Annotated in this window: 27 protein-coding genes and 1 pseudogene; 17 read left to right on the forward strand and 11 right to left on the reverse strand. The window is 62.2% G+C overall.

Features of this window, described 5'->3' with window-relative positions; translation table 11 throughout:
* Together MOP87_RS20505 and MOP87_RS20510 are read right to left on the reverse strand one after the other, a co-directional pair.
* Complete coding sequence (locus MOP87_RS20505; RefSeq protein ID WP_242809943.1) at positions 1-1140, reverse strand: MFS transporter; 1140 nt, start codon at positions 1138-1140, stop codon at positions 1-3.
* Between the two features lie 181 nt (positions 1141-1321).
* A complete protein-coding gene (locus MOP87_RS20510) occupies positions 1322-2815 on the reverse strand; it encodes an aldehyde dehydrogenase (RefSeq protein ID WP_023532569.1) in 1494 nt (497 codons plus the stop codon).
* Between the two features lie 193 nt (positions 2816-3008).
* On the opposite strand from MOP87_RS20510, the gene MOP87_RS20515 reads away from it, so the two are divergent.
* Positions 3009-3368 (forward strand): cupin domain-containing protein, encoded by a 360-nt coding sequence (locus tag MOP87_RS20515; protein ID WP_028686773.1) that lies wholly within the window; start codon positions 3009-3011, stop codon positions 3366-3368.
* Positions 3369-3451: 83 nt separating this feature from the next.
* Here the strand turns inward: MOP87_RS20515 and rpmG are convergent, their stop codons facing one another.
* A complete protein-coding gene (gene rpmG, locus MOP87_RS20520; RefSeq protein WP_003253507.1) occupies positions 3452-3607 on the reverse strand; it encodes a 50S ribosomal protein L33 in 156 nt (51 codons plus the stop codon).
* 11 nt (positions 3608-3618) lie between these two features.
* Positions 3619-3855, reverse strand: coding sequence for a 50S ribosomal protein L28 (rpmB, locus tag MOP87_RS20525; RefSeq protein ID WP_003253504.1), 237 nt, complete (start codon positions 3853-3855; stop codon positions 3619-3621).
* A gap of 361 nt (positions 3856-4216) precedes the next feature.
* Between rpmB and MOP87_RS20530 the strand changes: the two genes are divergently transcribed.
* Entirely contained in the window at positions 4217-5806 is a 1590-nt protein-coding gene (locus tag MOP87_RS20530) for an ABC transporter substrate-binding protein (RefSeq protein WP_242809944.1), read from the forward strand.
* A 100-nt stretch (positions 5807-5906) separates the two neighbouring features.
* Here MOP87_RS20530 and radC read toward each other — a convergent pair whose 3' ends face one another.
* Positions 5907-6587: a DNA repair protein RadC gene (gene radC / locus MOP87_RS20535; RefSeq protein ID WP_242809945.1), complete on the reverse strand. Its 681-nt coding sequence runs from the start codon at positions 6585-6587 to the stop codon at positions 5907-5909.
* A 123-nt stretch (positions 6588-6710) separates the two neighbouring features.
* Between radC and coaBC the strand changes: the two genes are divergently transcribed.
* From coaBC to argB, 4 genes are all read left to right on the forward strand, one after another.
* The gene (gene coaBC / locus MOP87_RS20540) at positions 6711-7922 is read left to right on the forward strand and encodes a bifunctional phosphopantothenoylcysteine decarboxylase/phosphopantothenate--cysteine ligase CoaBC (RefSeq protein WP_023532606.1); all 1212 of its coding nucleotides are present in this window, start codon (positions 6711-6713) and stop codon (positions 7920-7922) included.
* Between the two features lie 5 nt (positions 7923-7927).
* Entirely contained in the window at positions 7928-8383 is a 456-nt protein-coding gene (gene dut, locus MOP87_RS20545) for a dUTP diphosphatase (protein WP_027913372.1), read from the forward strand.
* A 119-nt stretch (positions 8384-8502) separates the two neighbouring features.
* On the forward strand, positions 8503-9894 hold the full coding sequence (locus tag MOP87_RS20550) for a phosphomannomutase/phosphoglucomutase (RefSeq protein WP_144435232.1): 1392 nt from the start codon (positions 8503-8505) through the stop codon (positions 9892-9894).
* Between the two features lie 29 nt (positions 9895-9923).
* Entirely contained in the window at positions 9924-10832 is a 909-nt protein-coding gene (gene argB / locus MOP87_RS20555; RefSeq protein ID WP_023532327.1) for an acetylglutamate kinase, read from the forward strand.
* 102 nt (positions 10833-10934) lie between these two features.
* Here the strand turns inward: argB and pyrE are convergent, their stop codons facing one another.
* The gene (gene pyrE, locus MOP87_RS20560; protein WP_027913370.1) at positions 10935-11576 is read right to left on the reverse strand and encodes an orotate phosphoribosyltransferase; all 642 of its coding nucleotides are present in this window, start codon (positions 11574-11576) and stop codon (positions 10935-10937) included.
* 80 nt (positions 11577-11656) lie between these two features.
* Here pyrE and MOP87_RS20565 point away from each other — a divergent pair, with 80 nt between their 5' ends.
* Positions 11657-12436 (forward strand): exodeoxyribonuclease III, encoded by a 780-nt coding sequence (locus tag MOP87_RS20565; protein ID WP_023532406.1) that lies wholly within the window; start codon positions 11657-11659, stop codon positions 12434-12436.
* A gap of 34 nt (positions 12437-12470) precedes the next feature.
* Here the strand turns inward: MOP87_RS20565 and MOP87_RS20570 are convergent, their stop codons facing one another.
* Both MOP87_RS20570 and rph read right to left on the reverse strand, forming a co-directional pair.
* Positions 12471-12839: a DUF4870 domain-containing protein gene (locus MOP87_RS20570; RefSeq protein ID WP_023532399.1), complete on the reverse strand. Its 369-nt coding sequence runs from the start codon at positions 12837-12839 to the stop codon at positions 12471-12473.
* Positions 12840-12861: 22 nt separating this feature from the next.
* Positions 12862-13584 (reverse strand): ribonuclease PH, encoded by a 723-nt coding sequence (gene rph, locus MOP87_RS20575; RefSeq protein ID WP_023532860.1) that lies wholly within the window; start codon positions 13582-13584, stop codon positions 12862-12864.
* Positions 13585-13809: 225 nt separating this feature from the next.
* Here rph and MOP87_RS20580 point away from each other — a divergent pair, with 225 nt between their 5' ends.
* On the forward strand, positions 13810-14673 hold the full coding sequence (locus MOP87_RS20580; RefSeq protein ID WP_027913369.1) for a YicC/YloC family endoribonuclease: 864 nt from the start codon (positions 13810-13812) through the stop codon (positions 14671-14673).
* A gap of 13 nt (positions 14674-14686) precedes the next feature.
* On the forward strand, positions 14687-15307 hold the full coding sequence (gene gmk / locus MOP87_RS20585) for a guanylate kinase (RefSeq protein WP_197873936.1): 621 nt from the start codon (positions 14687-14689) through the stop codon (positions 15305-15307).
* A gap of 63 nt (positions 15308-15370) precedes the next feature.
* On the opposite strand, the pseudogene MOP87_RS20590 reads toward gmk, so the two are convergent.
* Positions 15371-16911: pseudogene (locus MOP87_RS20590) on the reverse strand (APC family permease).
* A 109-nt stretch (positions 16912-17020) separates the two neighbouring features.
* On the reverse strand, positions 17021-18403 hold the full coding sequence (locus MOP87_RS20595) for a glutamine synthetase family protein (RefSeq protein ID WP_242809946.1): 1383 nt from the start codon (positions 18401-18403) through the stop codon (positions 17021-17023).
* A 206-nt stretch (positions 18404-18609) separates the two neighbouring features.
* Between MOP87_RS20595 and MOP87_RS20600 the strand changes: the two genes are divergently transcribed.
* The 5 genes from MOP87_RS20600 (at position 18610) to MOP87_RS20620 (ending at position 23344) form a co-directional block, all read left to right on the forward strand.
* The gene (locus MOP87_RS20600) at positions 18610-19482 is read left to right on the forward strand and encodes a LysR family transcriptional regulator (protein WP_242809947.1); all 873 of its coding nucleotides are present in this window, start codon (positions 18610-18612) and stop codon (positions 19480-19482) included.
* 237 nt (positions 19483-19719) lie between these two features.
* Positions 19720-19983 carry a DNA-directed RNA polymerase subunit omega gene (gene rpoZ / locus MOP87_RS20605; protein ID WP_012312123.1) on the forward strand — a complete coding sequence of 88 codons (264 nt, stop codon included), beginning with the start codon at positions 19720-19722 and terminating at the stop codon, positions 19981-19983.
* A gap of 59 nt (positions 19984-20042) precedes the next feature.
* Positions 20043-22151, forward strand: a complete 2109-nt coding sequence (gene spoT / locus MOP87_RS20610) for a bifunctional GTP diphosphokinase/guanosine-3',5'-bis pyrophosphate 3'-pyrophosphohydrolase (protein WP_027913364.1) — start codon at positions 20043-20045, stop codon at positions 22149-22151.
* Positions 22152-22174: 23 nt separating this feature from the next.
* On the forward strand, positions 22175-22555 hold the full coding sequence (locus tag MOP87_RS20615; protein WP_009684531.1) for a RidA family protein: 381 nt from the start codon (positions 22175-22177) through the stop codon (positions 22553-22555).
* Between the two features lie 57 nt (positions 22556-22612).
* Positions 22613-23344 (forward strand): hypothetical protein, encoded by a 732-nt coding sequence (locus MOP87_RS20620; RefSeq protein WP_027913363.1) that lies wholly within the window; start codon positions 22613-22615, stop codon positions 23342-23344.
* A gap of 60 nt (positions 23345-23404) precedes the next feature.
* On the opposite strand, the gene MOP87_RS20625 is transcribed toward MOP87_RS20620, so the two are convergent.
* On the reverse strand, positions 23405-24256 hold the full coding sequence (locus MOP87_RS20625) for an SDR family oxidoreductase (RefSeq protein ID WP_242809948.1): 852 nt from the start codon (positions 24254-24256) through the stop codon (positions 23405-23407).
* A gap of 165 nt (positions 24257-24421) precedes the next feature.
* Here MOP87_RS20625 and exbB point away from each other — a divergent pair, with 165 nt between their 5' ends.
* From exbB to MOP87_RS20640, 3 genes are read left to right on the forward strand one after another with little or no spacing between them, the layout of a single operon-like run.
* Positions 24422-25384, forward strand: a complete 963-nt coding sequence (exbB, locus tag MOP87_RS20630; protein WP_145278789.1) for a tonB-system energizer ExbB — start codon at positions 24422-24424, stop codon at positions 25382-25384.
* Positions 25385-25387: 3 nt separating this feature from the next.
* Complete coding sequence (gene exbD, locus MOP87_RS20635) at positions 25388-25816, forward strand: TonB system transport protein ExbD (RefSeq protein ID WP_027913360.1); 429 nt, start codon at positions 25388-25390, stop codon at positions 25814-25816.
* Positions 25813-26544, forward strand: a complete 732-nt coding sequence (locus tag MOP87_RS20640; RefSeq protein ID WP_027913359.1) for an energy transducer TonB — start codon at positions 25813-25815, stop codon at positions 26542-26544. Before exbD ends, MOP87_RS20640 begins: the two co-directional genes overlap by 4 nt.
* Positions 26545-26599 lie beyond the last annotated feature (55 nt).

The raw sequence follows: 26599 nt of genomic DNA on the forward strand, positions 1-26599 counted from the left end.
TCACGCCGCCGCAGGCTCGAACGCTCCGGGCCGCCGGGTCAGCACCACAAGCCCAGCGGCGCCTGCTGCCATCAGCAGCGGCAAGGCGTGCCCACTGATCCACTGGCTACCTGCGCCGGCCAGCAACGGCCCCAGCAGGCAACCGATGCCCCACAGCTGGGCCACGTGGGCATTGGCCCGCACCAGGGCATCGTCTCGGTAGCGCTCACCGATCAACACCAGCGACAAGGTGAACAACCCACCGGCGCTTGCGCCGAACAATACCCACACAGGCCAGATCGCCCAGGTGTGCAACAGCAGGGGGATGGCAAGGCTCGACCCCAACAATGCCGAGGCGCAACCGGTGAACAGCGCGCGCCGCGGCATGTGGTCCGCCAGTGCGCCAATGGGCAACTGCAGCACCGCATCGCCGACCACCACCGTACTGACCATGAACAACGCGATTTCCGTGCTCAAGCCCTGTTGCAGGCAGTATATCGGCAGCAGGGTCAGGATCATGGCTTCGAACGAAGCGAACAATGCGATGGCCCAGGCGATCACGGGCAGCCTTCTGCAGAAGGCAAACAGGTCGGCAAAGGTGACATTGCATGCTTGCGTAGAGGGCGCGCCACCGCGGCCCAGCAACAGCAAGGGCGACACCAGCAGCAGACCGGTCGCCGCCCAGAAGCCGAAGTCGTCGTCCGACCCCAGCATGCCCAGCACCAACGGCCCTGCCAGTTGGCTCAGCGCATAGCTACTCCCGTACAGGGCTACCAGCCGTCCGCGCCACTGCTCGACCACCAGTTGGTTGATCCAGCTCTCACCCAGCACGAACACCACGGTCAACGCCATGCCGATCAACAGCCGCAGCAGCAACCAAAGCGGGTAGCTTGGCAGCAGGGCCAACAGGCCGATGGACAATGCCCCGCCCCACAGGCACAGGCGCATGGCCGCAGGCACGCCTACCCACCCGGCAAGACGGCTGGCTAGGCTGGCGCCGGCCAGCACGCCCAGAGCAGGCATGGCGGCCATGACGCCAATGGCGAAGCCGCCATACCCCCAGGCCTCCAGACGCAAGGACACCAACGGCATGCTCACACCCAATGCGAGCCCGACGCTCAGCACCGACGCCAGCACGGCAAAATAGGTTCCCCAACGCATGACGGCCTCCCAGGCAGCATTGTTGTATGACAGAAACAACGAAGCCGGGACGGTATGAGCCGCCCCGGCCAGTGGTGGAGTGTCCGCCCCGCGTGCAATCGAGCTGCCTCAGGCCCTGCTCAGCTCGCAACAGCGATACCAGGCCCTTGGAAGCCGAATTGCCTGCTACAGGCTGCTGGAATTACAGCTTGATCCAGGTGGCCTTGAGCTCGGTGTACTTCTCCAGCGCGTGCAGCGACTTGTCACGGCCGTTGCCCGACTGCTTGAAGCCACCGAATGGCGCGGTCATGTCGCCGCCATCATATTGGTTGACCCAGACACTGCCGGCGCGCACGGCGCGGGCCGTCCTGTGCGCCTTGGAAATGTCCGAAGTCCAGATGCCCGCCGCCAGCCCATAGGGTGTGTCGTTGGCGATGGCAACCGCCTCTTCGGCCGTGTCGAAAGCAATCACGGACAGGACGGGGCCGAAGATTTCTTCCTGGGCGATCTTCATGGCATTGGTCACGCCATCGAAGATGGTCGGCTCGACGTAGGTGCCGCCGGTATCTTCCAGCGTCCGCTTGCCACCGGTCAGCAGCTTGGCACCGTCCTTGTGGCCGGCCTCGATGTACGACAGCACGGTATTCATCTGCTGGGTATCGACCAGGGCACCAACGGTGGTCTGCGGGTCCAGCGGGTTGCCGGGCTTCCAGGCCTTGAGGGCCTCGACCACCATGGGCAGGAAGGTGTCCTTGATCGAGCGCTCCACCAGCAAGCGAGAACCTGCGGTGCACACTTCACCCTGGTTGAAGGCGATGGCGCTGGCAGCAGCCTGGGCGGCGGCCTCAAGGTCGGGCGCGTCGGCAAAGACGATGTTCGGGCTCTTGCCACCGGCTTCCAGCCAGATGCGTTTCATGTTCGATTCGCCTGCATACACCATCAGCTGCTTGGCGATCTTGGTGGAACCTGTGAATACCAGGGTGTCGACGTCCATGTGCAGGGCCAGGGCCTTGCCCACGGTGTGGCCATAGCCAGGCAGCACGTTCAGCACACCTGCCGGGATGCCGGCTTGCACCGCCAACTGAGCGATGCGAATGGCCGTCAGCGGCGATTTCTCGGAAGGCTTGAGCACAACCGAGTTGCCCGTAGCCAATGCGGGGCCCAACTTCCAGCTCGCCATCAGCAGCGGGAAGTTCCACGGGACGATGGCACCCACCACGCCTACCGGCTCGCGGGTGACCAGGCCCAGTTGATCGTGAGGCGTAGGAGCGACTTCGTCGTACACCTTGTCGATGGCTTCGGCTGTCCAGTGAATGGCATTGGCAGCGCCTGGGATATCGATGCTGGAGGCGTCACCGATTGGCTTGCCCATGTCCAGCGTTTCAAGCAGCGCCAGCTCTTCGACGTTCTTGCGCAGCAGGTCGGCGAAGCGGATCAGAATGGCCTTGCGCTTGGCCGGAGCCAGCTGTGACCATACGCCCGAATTAAAGGTCGCGCGGGCGTTTTCGACCGCGCGGTTGGCGTCGGCCAGGTCGCAGCTGGCAACCTTGGCCAGGAAGCGTCCGTCGACCGGGCTCAGGCATTCGAAGGTTTCACCGGATGCGGCATCGGTGTATTCGCCGTTGATGAAGGCGCGGCCTTCGATCTTCAGTTGCTGGGCACGTTGTTCCCAGTCTGCACGAGTCAGGGTGGTCATACGAAACTCCTCCTCTTGTTTAGGTGCAACGCTGCACTGAGGACTTGCAGGCGTTGTCGGGGTCCGGGCGTGCGACAGGCGCACACAGGCATGCAATACCCTAAACCAGCCCTTTCAAACTATCAATATATTTGACACTATCGGCTCAAACGCCCAGCGATGTTAATTTTATTGAACATACAGGAGCCCCCTCATGAGCATCGACAGCATCATCGACTTCGCCCAGGCCATTACCGAGGCCGAGCGCTATCGCCCCGCAGCTGAAAAGGTTCTCAAGGGCGAGCCGGACCAGGCCGTGTACAACCACTATGCAAGCCCCTGCGGGCAGTTTGCCGCTGGCGTCTGGGAGGGGGAAGTCGGCCAGTGGAAGGTCAACTACACCGAGCATGAGTACTGCGAAATCGTGCAGGGCGTGTCGGTGCTGCGTGACGAAAAAGGCGCCAGCAAGACACTGCGTGCGGGTGATCGGTTCGTCATACCCGCCGGGTTCAAAGGGACATGGGAAGTGCTGGAGCCTTGCCGCAAGATCTATGCATTGTTCGAGCAGAAGTAACCCCTGGCCTGCCCACCCTTTCGGCCAGGCATAAAAAAACCCGCCTCTGTTCAGAGGCGGGTTTTTTTCAGGTCGCCGATCAATTACTTGATCTTGGCTTCCTTGTACACCACGTGCTTGCGAACAACGGGATCGTATTTCTTGATCTCGATTTTGTCCGGGGTGGTGCGCTTGTTCTTGTCGGTGGTGTAGAAGTGGCCGGTACCGGCACTCGAAACCAGACGGATCAATTCACGCATGATGCTCTCCCTTAAACCTTGGCGCCAGCTTTACGGATGTCAACCAGAACGGCATCGATGCCGCGCTTGTCGATGATGCGCATGCCTTTGGCGGAAACGCGCAGACGCACGAAACGCTTCTCGGATTCAACCCAGAAACGGTGGTGCTGCAGGTTTGGCAGGAAACGACGACGGGTTTTGTTGTTTGCGTGGGAAATGTTGTTCCCGGTTACTGGACCCTTACCAGTAACTTGACAGACTCTCGACATGACTCAGCCCTCTAAAACCACATGCCCAACCCGGCATGGGTTGGCCGCTTAATCTCTCAGTCTTTGGCGCCGAGGCGCCGTGATTCTGGAGGTCTTATCGACCGGATTCGCTGATGCGACAGGCCGAGCCCCTAGAAAAGAGCGCTGCTTTATACCAGAAAGACTCGATTGCAACAATACCTGATCAACATTCGAGCCGGGGCGAACCGCCGCGGGCGGCACGGCCGCAGGCCCTATCGGACGCTGACCGCTCGTCGCCAAGATTGTAAAAAAGAGTGTGGTCATTTTCCGGCAGTCACACTAGGGTAGGCCTTTTCCAGACTGCACTGGCAGATGGGCCACTGACAGCCAAGGAGCCACCATGCGTGCCGCCGCTCTTTCCTTATTGTTCACATCCCTGCTTGCCGTGGGTGCAGCCCAGGCAGCGCCACTGAGCGTTTGCAGCGAAGCCAGCCCCGAAGGCTTCGACGTGGTGCAGTACAATTCGCTGACTACCACCAATGCCACGGCCGATGTCCTGATGAACCGCCTGGTGGAGTTCGATGCCGGCAAAGGCAAAGTGGTGCCGAGCCTGGCCGCCAGCTGGACGGTGTCGGCCGATGGCCTGGTGTACGATTTCACCTTGCGCGACAACGTGAAATTCCATACCACCGGCTACTTCAAGCCCAGCCGTACGCTCAATGCCGACGACGTGCTGTTCAGCTTCCAGCGCATGCTCTACCCCGCCCACGCCTGGCACAAGACGGCACCCGGCGGCTACCCCCATGCCCAGTCGCTGCAACTGGGCAGCCTGATCAAAACGATCGACGCACCAGCGCCCAATACCGTGCGCTTTACCCTCACCCACCCGGATGCGACCTTCCTGGCTACCCTGAGCATGGGCTTTGCCTCGATCTACTCCGCCGAATACGCCGACACGTTGCTCAAGGCAGGCACTCCCGAGAAGCTCAACAGCCAACCCATCGGCACCGGGCCATTCGTCTTCCAGCGATTCCAGAAGGATGCGGTGGTGCGCTATCACGCCAACCCTGACTACTTTGCCGGCAAACCGGCCGTCGACCCGCTGATCTTCGCCATCACCACCGATGCGAACGTGCGCCTGCAGAAGCTCAAACGCAATGAGTGCCAGGTAGCCCTGTCGCCCAAGCCACTGGACATTGCCGAGGCCAGCCAGGACAGCAGCCTCAAGGTGGCCAGCACGCCAGCGTTCATGACGGCATTCATCGCGCTCAACAGCCAGCACCCCCCCCTGGACAAGCCAGAGGTGCGTCAGGCCATCAACCTGGCTTTCGACAAACAGGCCTACGTGAAGGCTGTTTTCGAAGACTCGGCCATCGCGGCCAATGGCCCGTACCCGCCTAATACCTGGAGCTATGCCAAGGACCTGCCCGGTTACCCACTGGATGTGAAGAAAGCCAAGGCCTTGCTGGTCAAGGCCGGCCTGGCGGACGGCTTCAGCACGACGATCTGGACACGTCCTTCGGGTAGCCTGCTCAACCCCAACCCCAGCCTGGGCGCGCAGATGCTGCAGGCTGATCTCGCCAAGGTGGGCATCAAGGCTGACATTCGGGTGATTGAATGGGGCGAGCTGATCCGCCGCGCCAAGGCCGGCGAGCACGACCTGCTGTTCATGGGCTGGGCAGGTGACAACGGTGACCCGGATAACTTCCTCACCCCGCAGTTCTCCTGTGCAGCGGTCAAGTCCGGGACCAACTTCGCGCGGTTCTGTGACAATCGCCTGGACCAGCTGATCAGTGCCGGTCGCACCACCAATGATCAGAGCGTGCGCAGCCGGCTGTACCAGCAGGCGCAGACCCTGATCCAGCAGCAGGCGCTGTGGGTGCCATTGGCGCATCCGAATGCGGCGGCCCTGCTGCGCCAGGGTGTCGAGGGTTATCAGGTCAACCCGTTCGGCCGGCTGGACTTCAGCAAGGTGAGCGTGACCAAGTAAGCCCTGGCCACGCCTCGCCCTTGTCATGAACGGGGGAAGGCGCCCCTTCCCCGGTCATGACAGGTCGTCCTGGACAGCACCGCTACCACAGCGGCGTGCCCTAAGCCACGACCCACCCTTGCTCGGCCATGGACAGCGGCTCCCCGTCGCCAATGATGATGTGATCCAGCACACGCACATCGATCAAGGCCAGCCCACGCTTGAGCGACAAGGTCAGGTGCACATCCTCCTTGCTCGGTTCGCTGTTCCCCGAAGGGTGGTTGTGACACAGGATCAGCGCCGCGGCATTGTGCATCAATGCCCGTCGCACGACTTCCCGCGGATAGACACTGGCTCGGTCGATGGTACCCCTGAACAGAATCTCGAACGCCAGTGGCCGGTGCTTGGTGTCCAGAAACAGGCAGCCGAACACCTCGCTGGGTTCATGGCGCAGCATGGCCTTGAGGTAGCGTCGTACGGCCTGGGGGTCCTCCAACGCCGCTGCGCGGGTGATCCCCTCATCGAGGTAGCGACGACCGATTTCCAGCAATGCCTGCAGCTGTGCGTATTTGACCTCCCCTATGCCAGGCTCGCGCAAGACGGCCCGCCGATCGGCCTCCAGAAACGGCCGTAAGCCGCCAAAACGCACCAACAAGCCGCGCGCCAAGTCGAGCACGTTGTGCCCTGCAACGCCTGACCCCAGCAGCACAGCCAGCAGCTCGGCGTCAGACAGCACCGCCGCCCCACGCTGCAGCAGCTTTTCCCTTGGCCGATCCTGAACCGGCCATTCCCTGATGCTCATCGCGTCCCTGCCCTTGCTGCGGCCCATTTCGGCCCTGTGTTAATCTATTTGCCCTCGTACATGCGACGTTCTGCCGCACGCAGTTTCTGTCGCCGCCCGCTTTCACTGGAAAAAGGCAACCCTATGCAGCGGCTGTATCGCAAGCGCATCGTTCTTGGCGTCGGTGGTGGCATCGCCGCCTACAAGAGCGCCGAACTGATCCGCCGACTCCTGGAGCACGGCGCCCAAGTGCGTGTCGTCATGACCCGCGGTGGCGCCGAATTCATCACGCCGCTGACCTTGCAGGCGTTGTCCGGCCATCCGGTGCACCTGGACCTCCTCGACCCGGCAGCAGAGGCGGCCATGGGCCATATCGAGCTGGCCAAATGGGCTGATCTGGTGCTGATCGCTCCGGCCACCGCCGACCTCATGGCACGCCTGGCCCAGGGCATGGCCGATGACCTCTTGACGACCCTGGTGCTGGCCACCGACGCCACCGTCGCCGTCGCCCCCGCCATGAACCAGGCCATGTGGCGTGACGCTGCCACCCAGGCCAACCTCCAAGTGCTCAGGAGCCGAGGCATTCAGGTGTTCGGCCCTGCCTCGGGCAGCCAGGCCTGTGGCGACGTGGGCCTGGGCCGCATGCTCGAGGCCACCGACCTAGCCTGGTGCGCCGCCGAAAGCTTCAAGCGCCAGGCATTGACCGGCAAGCACGTGCTGATCACCGCCGGCCCCACTCAGGAGAACATCGACCCGGTGCGCTACATCACCAATCATAGCTCCGGGAAGATGGGCTTCGCCCTGGCCGAGGCGGCCGCCGAAGCCGGGGCTCGGGTGACCCTCGTGACCGGTCCCGTCCACCTGCCTACCCCCGACCGGGTCAGCCGTATCGACGTGGTCAGCGCGCGGGACATGCTGGCAGCCTGTGAGGCGGCCATGCCATGCGACCTGTTCATCGCTTCGGCGGCGGTGGCGGACTACCGCCCAGAGGTCATAGCGCCACAAAAGCTGAAGAAAGATCCTACGACTGGCGATGGCATGCTGCTGCAGATGGTGCGCAATCCCGATATCCTTGCCACCCTGGCCGGTCGCACTGACCGCCCTTTCAGTGTCGGCTTCGCCGCCGAGACCGAACACTTGCTCGATTACGCCACGCGCAAGCTCAAGGACAAGAACCTCGACCTGATCGTCGCCAACGATGTGGCCAACCCCAGCATCGGCTTCAACAGTGAAGAGAACGCCTTGACCGTGATCGATCGCCAGCAGCACCAGACCCTCTTCGCGCAGACCAGCAAGGGCAAGATCGCCCGTCAGCTGGTTGCCTTCATCGCCGAACGGCTCAATCAGGTTCAGTAAGTTACATGCACGCATTACAAGCCAAGATCCTCGACCCACGCCTGGGTACCGAATTCCCGTTGCCGCAGTACGCCACTCCGGGCTCCGCCGGCCTTGACCTGCGCGCGCTGCTCACGCAGGACACGGTGCTCGAACCCGGTCAGACGGTCCTGATTCCAACGGGCCTGTCCATCCATATCAGCGACCCGGGTCTTGCCGCACTCGTGCTGCCGCGCTCGGGCCTGGGCCACAAGCATGGCATCGTGCTGGGCAACCTGGTCGGGCTGATCGATTCGGACTACCAGGGCGAACTGATGGTGTCGTGCTGGAACCGCGGCACCACCGCCTTCACCATCGCTGTCGGTGAGCGTATCGCCCAGCTGGTGCTCGTGCCCGTGGTACAGGCGCAGTTCGAGATCGTCGAATCGTTCGATCAAAGCCAGCGCGGCGCCGGTGGCTTCGGTCACTCCGGCACCCGTTGAACCGCACATGAGCAAATTCGCCATGGATGGCGAACTCCGGGCCGCAACCTTCGTCCAAGCGCTCTGCGTGCGCCTGCAACCGAGCGCTTCTGACTGATGGGGTTTTCCAGATGAACGACATGGCCCCGGCGGGCCGCGCCCACTTGCCGCCTGGTATTTTTCGCGCTTACGACATCCGCGGCATCGTCGGCAAGACGCTGCACGCTGATACCGCCTACTGGATAGGCCGCGCCGTCGGCGCACAGAGCCTGGCCATGGGCGAACCCCAGGTCAGCGTGGGCCGCGATGGTCGCCTGTCCGGCCCGCTGCTCGTCGAGCCGCTGATCCGCGGCCTGGTCGAAGCAGGCTGCCATGTGAACGACCTTGGTCTGGTACCCACGCCGGCGCTGTACTACGCCACTCACGAACTGGGCGGCAAATCGGGCGTGATGCTCACCGGTAGTCACAACCCCCCGGACTACAACGGCTTCAAGATCGTCATTGCAGGCGACACCCTGGCCAACGAGCAGATCCAGGCGCTGCTCGGCCGCTTGCAGGCCAATGACCTGACCCTGGGCACAGGGCACGTGCAGCAGGTAGCGATTCTGGAGCGCTATTTCCAGCGGATCGTCAGTGACGTGAAGCTGGCCAGAAGGCTCAAGGTGGTCGTGGACTGTGGCAACGGCGTCGCTGGCGTGATCGCCCCGCAACTGATCGAAGCGTTGGGTTGCGAGGTGATTGCGCTGTTCAGCGAAGTGGATGGCAACTTCCCGAACCATCACCCCGACCCCAGCAAGGCGCAGAACCTTCAGGTGCTGATCGACACGGTCAAGCGCACGGGTGCGGACCTCGGCCTGGCATTTGACGGCGACGCGGATCGCGTCGGCGTGGTGACCGAGGCCGGCAGCATCATCTACGCCGACCGCTTGCTGATGCTGTTCGCCCAGGATGTCCTGGCTCGTAACCCAGGCGCCGAAATCATCTTCGACGTCAAGTGCACCCGACGCCTCATTCCCCTGATCGAACGATTGGGCGGCCGTGCCCTGATGTGGAAGACCGGTCATTCGTTGATGAAGAAGAAGATGCATCAGACCGGCGCCTTGCTCGCTGGCGAGATGAGCGGTCATCTCTTCATCAAGGAACGTTGGTACGGTTTCGACGACGGCATCTACAGTGCTGCGCGCCTGCTGGAAATCCTCAGCAAGACCGAACAGAGCGCCGAAACCGTGTTCGCCGCTTTTCCTGATGATATTTCCACGCCGGAACTCAATATTGATGTGACCGATGAACGTAAATTCAGCATCATTGATGCACTGCAACGCGACGCCGATTGGGGTGACGCGCGCCTGACCACCATCGACGGTGTGCGGGTGGACTATGCACAGGGCTGGGGCCTGGTGCGTGCCTCCAACACCACACCGGTTCTGGTACTGCGCTTCGAGGCCGACAGCGACGCCGAGTTGCAGCGTATCAAGGATGTTTTCCGCACTCAGTTGCTGCGGGTAGAACCTGACCTGCAACTGCCGTTCTGACCGACTATCTGGCCTCACAGGAGCCCTGCATGACCCTCGATCGCGATGCCGCCACCCACGTAGCCGAAGTTCTGTCCGAAGCCTTGCCCTACATTCGCCGCTTCGTCGGCAAGACGCTGGTGATCAAGTACGGCGGCAACGCGATGGAAAGCGAGGAGCTCAAGACGGGCTTCGCCCGCGACATCGTGCTGATGAAGGCCGTGGGCATCAACCCGGTGGTAGTGCACGGGGGTGGCCCGCAGATCGGTGATCTGCTCAAGCGGCTTTCCATCGAAAGCCATTTCATCGACGGCATGCGCGTGACCGATTCGGCGACCATGGACGTTGTGGAAATGGTACTGGGCGGCCAGGTCAACAAGGACATCGTCAACCTTATCAACCGGCACGGTGGCAGCGCCATCGGCCTGACTGGCAAGGACGCGGAACTGATCCGTGCACGCAAGCTCACCGTCAGCCGCCAGACGCCGGAAATGACCACCGCCGAGATCATCGACATCGGCCATGTGGGTGAAGTGGTGAGCGTGAACACCGACCTGCTGAACATGCTGGTCAAGGGTGATTTCATCCCGGTGATCGCCCCCATCGGCGTCGGCATCAATGGCGAGTCCTACAACATCAATGCCGACCTGGTAGCAGGCAAGGTGGCCGAAGCGCTGCAGGCCGAGAAGCTGATGCTGCTGACCAACATCGCCGGGCTGATGGACAAGCAGGGCCAGGTCTTGACCGGTCTGACCACAGAACAGGTCAACGAACTGATCGCCGACGGCACCATCTACGGTGGCATGCTTCCGAAGATCAAATGCGCCCTGGATGCGGTGCAAGGCGGCGTGAACAGCTCGCACATCATCGATGGCCGCGTGCCGAACGCGGTGCTGCTGGAAATCTTCACCGACAGCGGCGTGGGCACCTTGATCACCAACCACAAGTCGCTTTCCTGACCTGCCAGGCCTGTCGCCGCCAAGCCGGCGACAGGCCAGAACTGGCGGCACAAAAAAGGCGACCTCAAACCGAGGTCGCCTTTTTCGCTTTCAGACCCTGGGTCAGATCCCGTACTGCGCCCGGTAGGCCTCGACCGCAGGCAGGTGCTGCTTGAGTTGCGGGTCGTCAGCCAGGAACTCCAGCACCTGGGTCAGCGAGACGATGCTGACCACCGGTATGCCGAAGTCGCGCTCCACTTCCTGGATGGCCGACAGCTCGCCATTGCCACGCTCCTCGCGGTTCAACGCGATCAGCACGCCAGCGGCGTTGGCCTGCTGCGCCTTGATGATCTGCATGACTTCGCGAATGGCGGTACCGGCAGTGATCACGTCGTCGATGATCAGCACATCGCCTGCCAGAGGCGCACCGACCAGGCTGCCGCCCTCGCCGTGATCCTTGGCTTCCTTGCGGTTGAAGCACCAGGGCACATCTTGCCCATGCTGGTCAGCCAGCGCGACGGCAGTGGTCGCGGCCAGGGGAATACCCTTGTAGGCCGGGCCGAACAGCACGTCGAACGAGATCTTGCTGTCGACGATGGCGGCGGCGTAGCAACGCCCCAGCTCGGCCAGTGCCGAACCTGTGTTGAACAGGCCAGCGTTGAAGAAGTACGGGCTGGTACGCCCGGACTTGAGAGTGAACTCACCGAAACGCAGGACCCCGCGATCGATGGCAAAACGGATGAAGTCGCGCTGATACGGCTGCATGGAAAGTCCCGGACACCACGGATTTAGCTAAATGGGTTGAGCTCGGGTATCATACACGCACGAGATTTATGGGGCCATTTATGCGGATCATCAGTGTGAACGTTAATGGCATTCAGGCTGCGGCCGAGCGTGGTTTGCTCAGCTGGCTACAAGCCCAGAATGCCGACGTCATCTGCCTTCAGGATACCCGCGCCTCGGCCTTTGAACTCGATGACCCAGCTTTCCAGCTCGATGGCTATTTCCTTTATGCCTGCGACGCGGAGGTGCCTGCCCAAGGTGGTGTGGCCCTTTATTCGCGCATGCAGCCCAAGGCAGTCATCACCGGCCTGGGCTTCGAGACAGCCGACCGTTACGGGCGTTACCTGCAAGCAGATTTCGACAAAGTCAGTATTGCCAGCCTGCTCCTGCCTTCGGGCATGAACGGGGATGAAGACTTGAACCAGAAATTCAAGTTGATGGACGACTTCGCCAAGTACCTGGACAAGCAGCGTCGCAAGCGCCGTGAGTACATCTACTGTGGGTCGTTCTATGTTGCCCAGCAGAAGCTCGACATCAAGAACTGGCGTGACAGCCAGCAGTCGCCGGGCTTCCTGCCGCCAGAGCGTGCCTGGATGGATGCCATCACCGGCGAGATGGGTTACGTGGATGCCCTGCGCGAAGTCAGCCGTGAGGGTGACCAGTACAGCTGGTGGCCGGACAACGAGCAGGCCGAAATGCTGAACCTGGGCTACCGGTTCGACTACCAGATCCTAACCCCAGGCCTGCGCCGCTTCGTGCGCAACGCGCGCTTGCCACGCCAGCCGCGCTTCTCCCAGCATGCGCCATTGATCGTCGACTACGACTGGACGCTGACTATCTGAACAACCAGTGGGGCTGCCTTGCAGCCCCACTTGGCTATTTGATCGGTCGCCAGATCATCGGGTAGCGGTAAGGCTTGCCTTCGTTGGCGCGTACCGCAGCGATGACGATCAGAATCATCACCGCCACTGACAGCACGGCAAACAGCACCAGCCCGATCACCACGAATATCAGCAGCAGGCAGATGAACCCTGCCACGGTCACGCTGATCTGGAAATTCAGCGCTTCCTTGCCTTGCGCATCGATGAACGGGTCCTGCTCGCGCTTGAGGTGCCACAGCACCAACGGTCCCAGCAGGTGCCCGAGCGGGATCACCAGGCCAAGGAGCGCGGAAAGGTGACAGAGCATCGCCCACTGCCTGACCTCGGCACTGGGCGGGATGATCGAAAGATTCGGATCGGTCATGCCTGCACCCTCCTGATCAGGTTCAGTCTGCCAGCGCGGCTTGCTGCAGCTGGAAGATCTCATCCATGCCCTTCTGCGCCAGGGCGAGCATGGCGTTGAAGTCTTCTGGCTGGAACGGCGCACCTTCTGCCGTACCCTGCACCTCGATGAAACCGCCAGCGCTGGTCATGACCACGTTCAGGTCGGTTTCGGCTGCCGAGTCCTCCAGGTAGTCCAGGTCGAGCACCGCTTCACCCTGATACATGCCCACCGACACGGCGGCGATCATGTGCTTGAGCGGGTTGCCCGCCTTCAGGCCACCACGCTTCTTGATCACGGCCAGGGCATCGCAGACGGCAACCATGGCACCGGTGATGGAGGCTGTACGGGTGCCGCCATCGGCCTGGATGACATCGCAATCGATGTACAGCGTAATGTCACCGAGCTTGCTCATGTCCAGCGCTGCGCGCAGTGAGCGGCCGATCAGGCGCTGGATCTCCAGCGTGCGACCGCCTTGCTTGCCACGGCTGGCTTCGCGTTGGTTACGTTCGCCCGTCGAGCGCGGCAGCATGCCGTATTCGGCGGTCAACCAACCTTGGCCCTGGCCTTTGAGAAAGCGCGGCACGCCGTTTTCCACGCTGACCGTGCAGATGACTTTCGTGTCACCGAACTCGACCAGTACCGACCCTTCGGCGTGCTTGGTGTAGTTGCGGGTGATGCGGATCGAGCGGAGCTGATCGGCGGCGCGACCACTTGGACGTTTCATCTGGGATACCTGTACTGGGACATTGAATCTGGCAGGCATTATAGAGCCCGTAGCCTAGTGAGGACACGCCTATCGTCGCTGACGGTCGTGCGCGCCTGCATTTGCGACGGTCCTGTCCGTCGCTCAGGCGCACTGGCGCATTGGGTCGCAAGGCCCCAGTGCGCTACAATCCTGCGCCTCGCAGCCAGCAGGCTGCCATGTCCAATCTTTATGCGAGGTACCCCCATGGTGCACAGCATGACCGCGTTTGCGCGGGTCGAGCGCGCCGGCAGCCAAGGCACCCTGGTCTGGGAGCTGCGCTCGGTCAACCATCGTTACCTGGAGCCGCACCTGCGTCTGCCCGACGCCCTGCGCGACCTTGAAGGTGGCGTGCGCGAAGGCCTGCGCCAAGGCCTTTCCCGAGGCAAGGTGGAATGCACCCTGCGCCTGAACGAGGACAGCAGCGGCAAGCCGTTGCAGGTCGACCGCGAGCGCGCTGCGCAGCTAGTGGCCGCCGCCGAGCAAGTGGCAGCGCTGATCCAGCAGCCGGCGCCGCTCAACCCGTTGGAAGTGCTGTCCTGGCCGGGCGTACTGGTCGCTGACGCCAGCGACCCACAGGCACTCAATGCCCAAGCCATGGCGCTGTTCAACGACGCGCTTGCCGAACTCAAGGCCGGGCGTCAGCGCGAAGGCCAGGAATTGGCCCGTCTGATCAACGAGCGCCTGGACAGCATGGCCGAAGAGGTCACGACGCTGCGAGCGCTGGTGCCACAGATGCTGGCCGCGCAACGCCAGAAGATCCTGGATCGCTTCAACGACCTTCAGGCCGAAATCGACCCGCAGCGCCTGGAGCAGGAAATGGTCCTGCTGGCCCAGAAGAGCGACGTGGCCGAGGAGCTTGATCGCCTCGACACCCATGTCGCCGAAGTACGGCGCGTACTCAAGGGTGCAGGTGCCGCCGGGCGCCGCCTGGATTTCCTGATGCAAGAGCTCAATCGCGAAGCCAACACGCTCGGTTCCAAAGCCTTCGATCCCCGCAGCACGCAGGCGGCGGTCAACCTGAAGGTCCTGATCGAACAGATGCGTGAACAAGTACAGAACATCGAGTAAGGCCACACCGACCATGAACCACACCAGCGGCACCCTCTACATCGTTTCCGCTCCGTCCGGCGCCGGCAAGACCAGCCTGGTCAACGCCCTGACCCAGGACGACAAGCAGATTCGTGTTTCCGTCTCGCACACCACCCGGGCCATGCGTCCTGGCGAGCAGCATGGTGTGAACTACCACTTCGTCGAGCATGACGCGTTCAGGGCACTGATCGAACAGGGCGATTTTCTGGAGCATGCCGAGGTGTTCGGCAATTTCTATGGCACCTCTCGCAGTGCATTGCAGCAGACGCTGGACCAAGGCTTCGACCTGATCCTGGAAATCGACTGGCAAGGCGCGCAGCAGGTACGCAAGCTGATGCCACAGGCGTTGTCGGTCTTCATCCTGCCGCCAAGCCAGACCGCATTGCGCGAGCGCCTCGATGGCCGCGGCCAGGACAGCGACGCGATCATCGCCGGGCGCATGAAAGAGGCCGTCAGCGAGATGGTGCATTACGACGAGTACGACTACGTGATCATCAACGATGTTTTCGATACGGCACTGGCGGACTTGAAAGCCGTGTTCCGCGCCAATCGCCTGCTCCTGAAGAAGCAGCAACACCGCCATGGGGCGCTGCTCGAGCAGTTGATCGGCTGACGCGCGCGGGCCTTCCGGAAGGCCCTCGCGCAATCTTCTGCACGTCGCAGGTAGTGGCCCTGGTCAGTCCTGCAACGGCAAGGTAGCGTGCTGACGCAGCGTGGCTCCCAGGAAGTAGGCGGGGGCTCGCAGCCGGGACATCAGCATCAGCACGATCCCCAGGACGGAAATAATCCCCGCGATCACGAAGACCAGCCCGACCCCGCCGACGTGCGAGCCACTGCCGAAGTCCGGCGAGGCGCTGTCGATGGCCGTGCGCACGAAGATCACCGACAGGATGACACCGCCCACCAAAGGGCATAGCCCGCGCATGAGCAAATGCCGAAGGCTGCCGAACAGGCTGCTGCGGAAATACCAGACGCAGGCGAACGCCGTGAGTGAGTAATAGAAGCAGATCATCATGCCCAGGGCGGTGATGGTGTCGGCCAGTACGTTTTCGCTGAGCGTGCGCATGGTGACGTAGAACAGCCCGGCGGCCACCCCGGCGCATACCGTGGCGTAACGCGGCGTCTGCGAGCGCGGGCAGACCTTGGCAAACTTCTGCGGTACCGCCCCGTAATAGCCCATGGCAAGCAAGGTGCGCGCAGGCGAAACGAAGGTCGATTGCAGGGAAGCAGCGGTGCTGGCCAGTACCGCGATGGACATCAGGATCGCCAGCGGCCCCATGACCGGGCCGGCCAGATGGGCGAACACGTTTTCCTGGATGCGCGGGTTGTTCAGGCCCAGCCCCGACTCGCTGATGCCGGCGAACTGCAACGTGGCAATGGCCGTCAGCAAGTACAGCCCCAGAATCAACAACACGGTCCAGGTGGCCGCCTTGCCCGGAACCTCTTCGCTGCCTACCGATTCTTCACTGACGGTCAGGCATACGTCCCAGCCCCAGAAAATGAAGATCGACAACGACAGCCCGGCGGCGAACGCCGAGAAGGATTCGACCCCGAACGGGTTGAACCAGCGAAATCGAATGCCAGGGGCGGTGGCGCCGTCGTTTCGCCGAATGCTGCGAAGGCGAAACCCACCAGTACCAGCAGTTGCAACGCCACCAGACCGTACTGCACGGTCATGGTCGTGGTCATGCCCCGGCAACAGATCCACACGGCCAAGGCGATGAACACGCAACAGGTCACGATATTGATCAGCAAGTTGTCGGCAAGCGCCGCCAGTCCAGGGTTGCCTGTGATCTGGCCGAGGAACAGGTAGAAAAAGTCCACTGCCACACCGGCCAGGTTCGACAGCACGATGGTGGTCGCCACCACCAGCCCCCAACCGCCGATCCATCCAATCATCGGGCCGAAGGCTCGCGCCGACCAGGTGAACGACGTACCGCTGTCCGGCTCGGCCGAATTCAGCTCGCGATAGCCCAGGGCGACCAGCAGCATGGGCAGGAACCCGACGATGAACACCGCCGGCAGGTGAGCGCCGACCTCGCGCACGGTCGGGCCCAAGGCGCCGGTAAGGGTGTAGACCGGGGCGATGGTGGAGATGCCCAGCACCACGCTGGCCAACAGCCCTAACCGGCCTTTGGCCAGGCCCTTGCCACCCTGTTGGATGCTTTCGCCAGCCGCCACATCGGGTGGGCGGCCGGCTTCTGTGTAATCGCTCATGAATATCAGCCGTAGTGTTGGAATTGTTTTTAACAAGCCTCTCGCCAAGGCCTGCCCACTCAGAGCCCGCTGCAATACCTTCCCCTGGCTTCATGCAGGCGCCTTGGCGCTACACGGTGTGCAGGTACCAGTTGTATTCGAGGTCGGAAATCGACACCTCGAATTCGGCCAGCTCGCTGTCCTTGCAGGCCACGAAGATATCGATGTAATGCGCACTGATGTACCGCTTGAGCACTTCGCTGTCTTCCAGCGCGCGCAACGCGTCGCGCAGGTTGTTCGCAAGGCTCTGTTCCAGTTGCTCGAAGGCATTGCCTTCAATGGGCGCCTGCGGCTCGATCTGATGGGTCAGGCCATGGTGAACGCCAGCAAGAATCACCGCAAGCGTCAGGTAAGGGTTGGCGTCTGCACCTGCCACGCGATGTTCCAGGCGGGCGCTGTGGCTGTTTTCTGTGGGCACACGCAGGGCCACGGTACGGTTATCCAAGCCCCAGCCTGGAGCGTTTGGCACATTGAACTGGGCGCCGAACCTGCGATACGAATTGATGTTCGGGCACAGGAAGGCCATCGACGCGGGAAGTGTCTCCAGTACACCGCCGATGGCATGGCGCAGCGCTTCGCACCTGAGCGGGTCGTCGCTTGCAAAGAGGTTCTTGCCGCTGTGTTTTTCTACAAGCGACAGGTGAACATGCAGACCATTGCCCGCCAGATCGGGATAGGGCTTGGCCATGAATGTCGTGTCCATTTCATGGTCGTAGGCAACGTTCTTGATCAGGCGCTTGAGCAGGATCGCTTGATCACAGGCTTTCAGAGGGTCGGCCACGTGATGCAGATTGACCTTGAACTGCGCAGGCGCGCTTTCCTTGACGATGGCATCGACAGGCAAGCCTTGGGCCTTTGCCGCTTGGAGGATGTCCTGCAAACAGTCGGCGTACTCGTCCAGGTCGTCGATGAAGTAGGCCTGGGTCGAATGCGCACGCTTTCCGGACAATGGCGAGCGCGGCGGCTGCGGTCGCCCATTGAGGTTGTCCTGATCGATCAGGTAAAACTCGAGCGCCAATGCAACGCGCAGGGTCAGGCCAAGCGCTTCGAACCGGCCCACGACCTGACGCAAGACTTCGCGCGGATCGGCGAAGAACGGCTGGCCGTCCAGTTCGTGCATGGTCATGAGCAACTGGGCGGTGGGGCGCTTCTGCCAAGGTTCATGCGCAAGCGTACCGGCAATGGGGTGGCAGATGCGATCGGCATCGCCCATGTCCAGGCCCAGTCCAGTGCTTTCCACGGTAGCGCCGTTGATGTCGAGCGCAAACAGCGATGCTGGCAGATTGATACCTCGCTCATACACCTTGTGCAAGCTCGCCCGCTCGATGCGCTTGCCACGCACGACTCCATTCATATCGGCAATCAGCAAGTCGACGTATTGGGTGTCGGGGTGTGCCTGCAGGAAGTCATTCATCTCGCGTGAGAAGCGGGCGCACGGGGCTAGCGACGTCATGGCTGTACATCCTTTGCTTGGCTGCGGCGATGTGGAGAGACGGCTGGCGCCTGGTAGGCGACGATGGTTGCAGCTGTTGTTGTTTTCACTTTCCCATCGTGGGGATCGGTAACCGCAGCGGGCGCATTGATTCCCGGGGGTCGTTTCACTATAAAATGGCCCTGACGCAACAGACATTGGCAATTCGGCAACGAGAGCGTGCACCGATGCAATATCAAATTACCCATGCCGACCTTTCGCTGGTCCTGGCGTTGGAACGCGGGCGCTCTCTGGCCAAGGCGGCCGAGTTGCTCAAGGTGGACGTGTCGACCGTTTTCCGGTCGATACGTCGCCTGGAATCAGCGCTGGGCACGGCCCTGTTCGTCAAGAGCCGCAAAGGCTACTTGCCCACCGACACTGCACAGGCCCTGGCCGAGCAGGCCGAGCGCGCAGAACAGGCACTCGAGGCGGCGCGCATTGCCATGACCAGCGGTGAACAGGTCGTCAGTGGTACCGTGCGGCTGACCTGCACGGAGGCCGTCATGCACAGCCTGCTGCTGCCTGCACTGGCCGACTTCATGCAGAATTACCCCGCGCTGTCGCTGGAGATGGGCACCTCCAATGTGTTCGCCAACCTCAGCCGGCGAGACGCAGACATCGCCCTGCGCCTGACCAACACGCCGCCCGAGCACCTGGTGGGGCGCAAACTGGGTTCGACCTCCTATGTGATATGCGGCCAACCCCACTGGCGCGACCGCCTCGGTGAAAGCGCCAGCGCGGTGCCATGGATCGCGCCGGATGACGCCATGCAGGACCATCCGACGGTGGTCTGGCGCAACCAGCAACACCCTGGCCTGAGCCCGCGCTACCAGTGCAGCGGTATGTCCACCATTGCCCAACTGGTCACCGCTGGCCTGGGCGTGGCAGCGCTGCCGGACTACATGGTGCATAGCCTGCCAGGGGTCGATGCACTCAGCGGGCCGTTGCCGGGTTGCGACACCCAGTTGTGGCTCTTGACCCGACCGGACTGCCGCGCGCTGCGCTCGGTGCAGACCCTCTTCGAGGAGCTCACCCCACGGTTGCGTGACGCAATGCTCTGAGGTTATTGTCAGGGCCATTGCAAGGCGTCTATGGCGGTCCTTGCACTGCGTTCCAGCGGTATGATCAGGCCTGGCAAACGCGGACATGCATCGAAGTACCTGAATGATTCGCACCGCACCGCACGGCGACGCTCGACAAAACAGCGCTTCCCTATTGGCTGGTGAATTTTTATACTATCGAGTCCGCCTGCCCACTAATGGGCTGCACGCCTACCGCATTTGCTACTGAGGAAGACCATGGCCCGCGTAACTGTTGAAGACTGCCTGGAACACGTGGATAACCGTTTTGAGCTGGTCATGCTCTCGACCAAGCGCGCTCGCCAGCTGGCGACCGGCGGTAAAGAGCCACGCGTTGCATGGGAAAACGACAAGCCTACCGTCGTCGCCCTGCGCGAAATCGCCGAAGGCATAGTGACCAACGAATTCATCGCCGCTGAAGAAATTGTCACCGAGGATCCGGTCTTTGCCGCGTTCGAGGACGAGTCGAACGAGGCTGTCTGATTGATGCCCGGTCGACGTCGCGAGGCGCAAGGCCCCCTATCTCGGCAGGAGGCTAAGCCATGCCGGGTATAGAGGCCTTGGCCGAACGGCTGTCGACTTACCTGGGCCCCGAACAGGTCAACCTGGTACGGCGCGCCTACTTCTACGCCGAACAGGCGCACGATGGGCAACGTCGTCGCAGCGGCGAGCCCTACGTGACGCACCCGCTGGCCGTGGCCAGCATCCTTGCCGACATGCACATGGACCATCAAAGCCTGATGGCGGCCATGCTCCATGACGTGATCGAAGACACTGGTATTGCCAAGGAAGCCCTCAGCCAGCAATTTGGCGAGACGGTTGCCGAGCTGGTGGACGGGGTCAGCAAGCTGACCCAGATGAACTTCGAAACCAAGGCCGAGGCGCAAGCCGAGAACTTCCAGAAGATGGCCATGGCCATGGCACGCGACATTCGCGTGATCCTGGTCAAGCTGGCCGACCGCCTGCACAACATGCGCACCCTGGAAGTGCTGTCCGGCGAGAAACGGCGCCGGATCGCCAAGGAAACCCTCGAGATCTACGCCCCCATCGCCAACCGCCTGGGGATGCACACGGTACGCGTCGAGTTCGAAGACCTTGGCTTCAAGGCCATGCACCCGATGCGCTCGTCGCTGATCCATCGCGCCGTCAAGAGCGCACGGGGCAACCGCAAGGAAATCGTCGCCAAGATCGAGCAGTCGCTGGCCAACTGCCTGGCTGCCGACGGTATCGAAGGCGAGATCAGTGGTCGACAAAAACACCTCTATGGCATCTACAAGAAGATGCGCGGCAAGCGTCGCGCCTTCAACGAGATCATGGACGTGTATGCCTTCCGCATCATCGTCGACAAGGTCGATACCTGCTACCGCGTCCTCGGTGCCGTGCACAACCTGTACAAGCCGCTGCCAGGGCGGTTCAAGGACTACATCGCCATTCCCAAGGCCAACGGCTACCAGTCGTTGCACACCACCTTGTTCGGCATGCACGGCGTGCCCATCGAAATCCAGATCCGTACGCGCGAAATGGAAGAGATGGCCAACAACGGTATCGCTGCGCACTGGCTGTACAAGGCCAATGGGGATGAGCAGCCCAAGGGCAACCATGCCCGTGCCAGGCAGTGGGTCAAAGGCATTCTTGAATTGCAGCAGCGTGCAGGCAACTCGCTGGAGTTCATCGAGAGCGTCAAGATCGACCTGTTCCCGGACGAGGTTTACGTTTTCACGCCCAAAGGCCGCATCATGGAGCTGCCCAAGGGCTCCACTGCCGTGGACTTCGCCTACGCGGTGCACACCGACGTCGGCAACAGCTGCATCGCTTGCCGTATCAACCGGCGCCTGGCACCGCTCTCCGAGCCGTTGCAGAGTGGCTCGACGGTAGAGATCGTCAGCGCACCAGGGGCCCGACCCAATCCGGCCTGGCTCAATTTCGTGGTCACCGGCAAAGCGCGCACACATATTCGCCATGCGCTCAAGCAGCAGCGCCGCTCCGAATCCATCAGCCTGGGCGAGCGGCTGCTCAACAAGGTGCTGACCGGTTTCGACAGCGCGCTGGAACAGATTCCGCGCGAGCGCGTGCAGGCCATCCTCAGCGAATACCGCCTGGAGTTGATCGAAGACCTGCTCGAAGACATCGGGCTGGGCAACCGCATGGCCTACGTGGTCGCTCGCCGCCTGCTGTCTGCAGAAGGCGAGCAACTGCCGGCCCCTGAAGGCCCGCTGGCGATTCGCGGCACCGAAGGCCTGGTGCTCAGCTATGCCAAGTGTTGTACGCCGATTCCGGGCGACCCGATCGTGGGCCACCTTTCGGCGGGCAAGGGTATGGTCGTGCACCTTGAGAACTGCCGAAACATCAGTGAAATTCGTCACAATCCCGAGAAATGCGTCCAGCTTTCCTGGGCCAAGGACATCACTGGCGAATTCAACGTCGAATTGCGCGTAGAGCTGGAGCACCAGCGCGGCCTGATCGCCTTGCTGGCCAGCAGCGTCAACGCGGCCGATGGCAACATCGAGAAGATCAGCATGGACGAACGCGACGGCCGTATCAGCGTGGTCCAACTGGTGGTCAGCGTGCACGACCGCGTGCACCTGGCGCGTGTGATCAAGAAGCTGCGTACCCTGACTGGTGTAGTTCGCATCACCCGCATGCGTACGTAGTCCGCCAACCGCAAGGAGTCATCATGAGCAAGACCGTCATCAACAGCGACAAGGCCCCTGCCGCCATCGGCACCTACTCGCAGGCGATCAAGGCCGGTAACACCGTGTACATGTCTGGCCAGATCCCGCTGGACCCCAAGACCATGGAACTGGTCGAAGGCTTCGAGGCCCAGACCGTCCAGGTGTTCGAGAACCTCAAGGCTGTGGCCGAAGCCGCAGGCGGTTCGTTCAAGGACATCGTCAAGCTGAACATCTTCCTGACCGACTTGAGCCATTTCGCCAAGGTCAACGAGGTAATGGGTCGCTACTTCGAGCAGCCTTATCCCGCTCGCGCCGCCATTGGCGTAGCCGCGCTGCCAAAAGGCGCGCAGGTCGAGATGGACGCCATCCTCGTCATCGAGTGATGCCCCAGGCGGCGAGCATTGCCCTCGCCGCCCTCTCTCTCCTGAAAGGTTCCCGTCATGCGCATAGCTTTGCCTCTCACGCTGGCAGCCCTGGTTCTGGGCGGCTGCGCCAGCCACAAACCTGAAGACTTCAACGGCACCTGGATCAATCAGGACGCCATCACTGCGGCCGTCAAGCAAGGCAACCTTCGCCAGGCCCTGAACGAGCATGGCCCGGTGTTCGAGTGGAAGCTCGATGTTGCCACCCAGCGCGCCAGCTACAGCAATGGGTTCGAGGCCTCGGACGGTCAGCTCAGCGCCAATGACAAGCAGTGGCTGGCCACCTTCGAAGGCGGTGCCACCGAGCAATTGTCGCTGGACGGCGACGAACTGCAAACGGTCGACCAGCAGGGCGCCAAACAGCGCTTCGAGCGCGCCAAGACGCCCAGTGGCAACAATGCGCCACTGGGCAGCAGCTTCGAGCAGGCGCTGTATCAGGCCTGGCTCGGCGGCGCCTGGACGATCATGGAGGGCCCAGGCAAGGGTGCCAACGTGACGTTCAGCGACAGCGGCAACGTCACCGGCCTACCTGGTCCGGATCGCTTTGCCCTGTGCCTGGCCGGTGATTGCGCAACGATGGGCGGCAGCAATGACAGCCTATGGCTGGAGCGCAACCAGCGCGGGGCGCCATTCATCATCAAGCGCAATGGCAACCAGCTGGAAATCTTCCAGGCGGTAAACCGCGCCCAGCCGGATGAAATGCCGATGCTGGCCGCCGGCAAGCGTCAGTGGCTCCTGCAGCACAACTGACCCTACCCGTCCAGTCAGCGCTCAGGTAGCACGCAGGCTACCTGAGCGTCAGCCAGGCGATCACTGCCCAAGGATTGCCCCGTAGCCTTCCTTGTAGCTGGGGTACTGCGGCGACCAGCCTAGCACCCGTGCGCGGGCGTTGCTGCAGCGCTTGCTGCCCGTGCGACGCACTCGCTCTTCATCGGACCACTGCGTGACCCCCAGCTGATGACGCAGCCAAGTTACGACGTCGGCCAGTGGCGCCGGGCTGTCGTCCACGCCGATGTAGCAATCGTCCAGCGCCTTGCCTTCGCTGTCGCATTGCAGCAGGAATGCCAGCAGACTGGCAGCATCGTCTACATGAATGCGGTTGCCATACAAAGGCGGTTGCTCGGCGACGCGATAACCCTGACGCACCTGACGCAACAGCCACTCGCGGCCTGGGCCATAGATGCCGGTCAGGCGAACCACGCTGGCTGGGACAGCACCGGATAACGCCAGCCTTTCAGCCTCGAGCATGATGCGCCCCGAGTAGCCGTCAGGTTCGGTGGCCGATTGCTCATCAACCCACTCGCCCCCCTTTTGCCCAAATACGCTGCTGCTGGATACGAACAAAAGGCGTCGTGGTCGTTGCCCTCGCTCGGCCAGCCAGCGCTGCACATGACGCAACCCCTGGACATACGCCGCCTCATAACCTGCCTCGTCATGCTGGCTGGCAGCCACGCAATACACCAGGTAGTCAGGTGCCTGCTCAGGCCAGGCGGCTGGAATGGTCGGGTCCGACAGATCAGCCGCGATCGGCACTACACCTTCAGGCAACTGCGCCACCGAACGGCGCAAACCGCTGACCTGCCAACCACGCGCTAGCATTTGTCGCGCGAGGCGACTACCGACGTCACCACATCCTACGATCAACACACTCAAGTCAGACATCTGAAGCCCTCTAGGGCCGATTACTCAGCCCGCCTGCAGGAGAAAAAGCAACAATATTACTTTTGTTAACAAGAATTACTTGCAATAATGGCGGCCAAATTGTTCTCGGCCTGCCTCGAGGCCTTGAAGAACGCTCACCCATCATCTTCATCAGGTCCGGCCAGCATGACACGTACCCAACCTTCCGCTTCGCCAACCCCATCGCGCGCCTGGCGCGCCACCGCTGCGCTGATTCTCGGCCTGGCGCTGGCCCCGGTCGCCATGGCCGATGAGCCCAATGCCACCGCTCCGGTAACGGCCCCGGCGGCCAGCGCTGCAGCGCCCGCTAGCGCTCCGGCCGGCGAAGCGGCACCGGGTACCGTCGCACCGGCTCCTGTTGCTGCAGACCCTAACGTGCAAGCCTTGGTGGAAGATACCTCGCTCGGCATGGCCCATGACCTGTCGCCCTGGGGCATGTACAAAAACGCCGATGTCGTGGTCAAGGCCGTCATGATCGGCCTGGCCATCGCCTCGATCATCACTTGGACCATCTGGATCGCCAAAGGCTTCGAATTGATGGGTGCCAAGCGCCGCCTGCGCGGGGAAATCGCCCGCCTGAAGAAATCGGCCAGCCTCAAGGAAGCCAGCGAAGTCTCCAACAAGGAAGGCACCCTGGCCCACACCCTGGTTCACGATGCGCTCGAGGAAATGCGCCTGTCGGCCAATGCCCGTGAAAAGGAAGGCATCAAGGAGCGCGTGAGCTTCCGTCTGGAACGACTGGTCCACGCCAGCGGACGTAACATGAGCAGCGGCACGGGCGTGCTGGCCACCATCGGCTCCACTGCGCCCTTCGTGGGCCTGTTCGGCACCGTGTGGGGCATCATGAACAGCTTCATCGGCATCGCCAAGACCCAGACCACCAACCTCGCCGTGGTCGCCCCGGGTATTGCAGAAGCGCTGCTGGCCACTGCACTGGGCCTGGTTGCCGCCATCCCCGCCGTAGTCATCTACAACGTCTTCGCCCGCTCTATCGCCGGCTACAAGGCGCAGGTGTCCGACGCGTCGGCCCAGGTACTGCTGCTGGTCAGCCGTGACCTGGACCATCAGGGCAGCGATCGCGCCGCCCCGCACATGGTGAAAGTGGGGTAAGCCATGGGCCTGCATCTGAACGAAGGTGGCGACGACCTCGCCGAAAACCACGAAATCAACGTGACGCCGTTCATCGACGTGATGTTGGTACTGCTGATCATCTTCATGGTCGCAGCGCCCCTTGCCACGGTCGACATCAAGGTCGACCTGCCTGCCTCGACGGCCAAGCCGGCGCCCAGGCCCGAGAAGCCTGTCTTCGTCAGCGTCAAGGCCGACCAGAAGCTCTATGTCGGCGATGACCCGGTTCCGGCGCCCGAGCGCCTTGGCCCGATGCTGGATGCCAAGACCAAGGGTGACAAGGACACCACCATTTTCTTCCAGGCCGACAAAGGCGTGGATTACGGTGACCTGATGGAAGTGATGAACAACATGCGCGCGGCCGGCTACCTCAAAGTCGGTCTGGTAGGTCTTGAGACGGCAGCCAAGAAATGACGAAGACGCGGCACAATCTGGCGCGTTACAGCGGCAGCCTGGCGCTCGTGCTGGGTGTCCATGCCGTCGCTGTGCTGCTCATGCTCAACTGGTCGGTGCCCCAGGCCATCGAGCTGCCCCCGGCAGCCATGATGGTCGAGCTGGCACCACTGCCGGAGCCTGCGCCACCACCTCCTCCCAAAGCAGTTCCCCAACCACCGGCGCCGGTCGAAGAACCCCCGCTGCCGAAGGTAGTGGAAGCCCCTAAACCCAAAATCGCCATTCCCAAGCCGCCCAAGCCGAAGGCCAAGCCACAGCCGCCCAAGCCTGAGAAAAAGCCTGAGCCGCCGAAGGAAGCGCCGCCTACCAAGGAAACGGTAGACGCACCACCCAGCAATACGCCGCCGCAGAAATCCGCAGCACCGGCACCGAGCGTCGCATCCAACAGCACCGCACTGCCGACCTGGCAGAGTGACCTGCTGCGCCACCTGGCGAAGTACAAGCGATACCCGGAAGACGCGCGCCGCAGAGGCTTGCAGGGCATCAATCGCCTGCGCTTCGTGGTCGATGCCGAGGGCAAGGTCGTGTCGTATTCACTGGCCGGGGGGTCGGGTAGCGCGTCACTGGACCGGGCGACCATGGAAATGATTCGGCGAGCGGGCAAGGTGCCCAAACCGCCGGCTGAGCTGCTGAACAACGGGACGATCGAAGTCGTCGCGCCGTTCGTGTACTCACTGGACCGCCGCTGACGCTTTTGTTTCTGTCACAAATCGGCAAGTCTGATAACGTGCGTCTATCGATTGC

Source organism: Pseudomonas sp. I3-I5, assembly GCF_022699445.1.
Taxonomy (GTDB): domain Bacteria; phylum Pseudomonadota; class Gammaproteobacteria; order Pseudomonadales; family Pseudomonadaceae; genus Aquipseudomonas; species Aquipseudomonas fulva.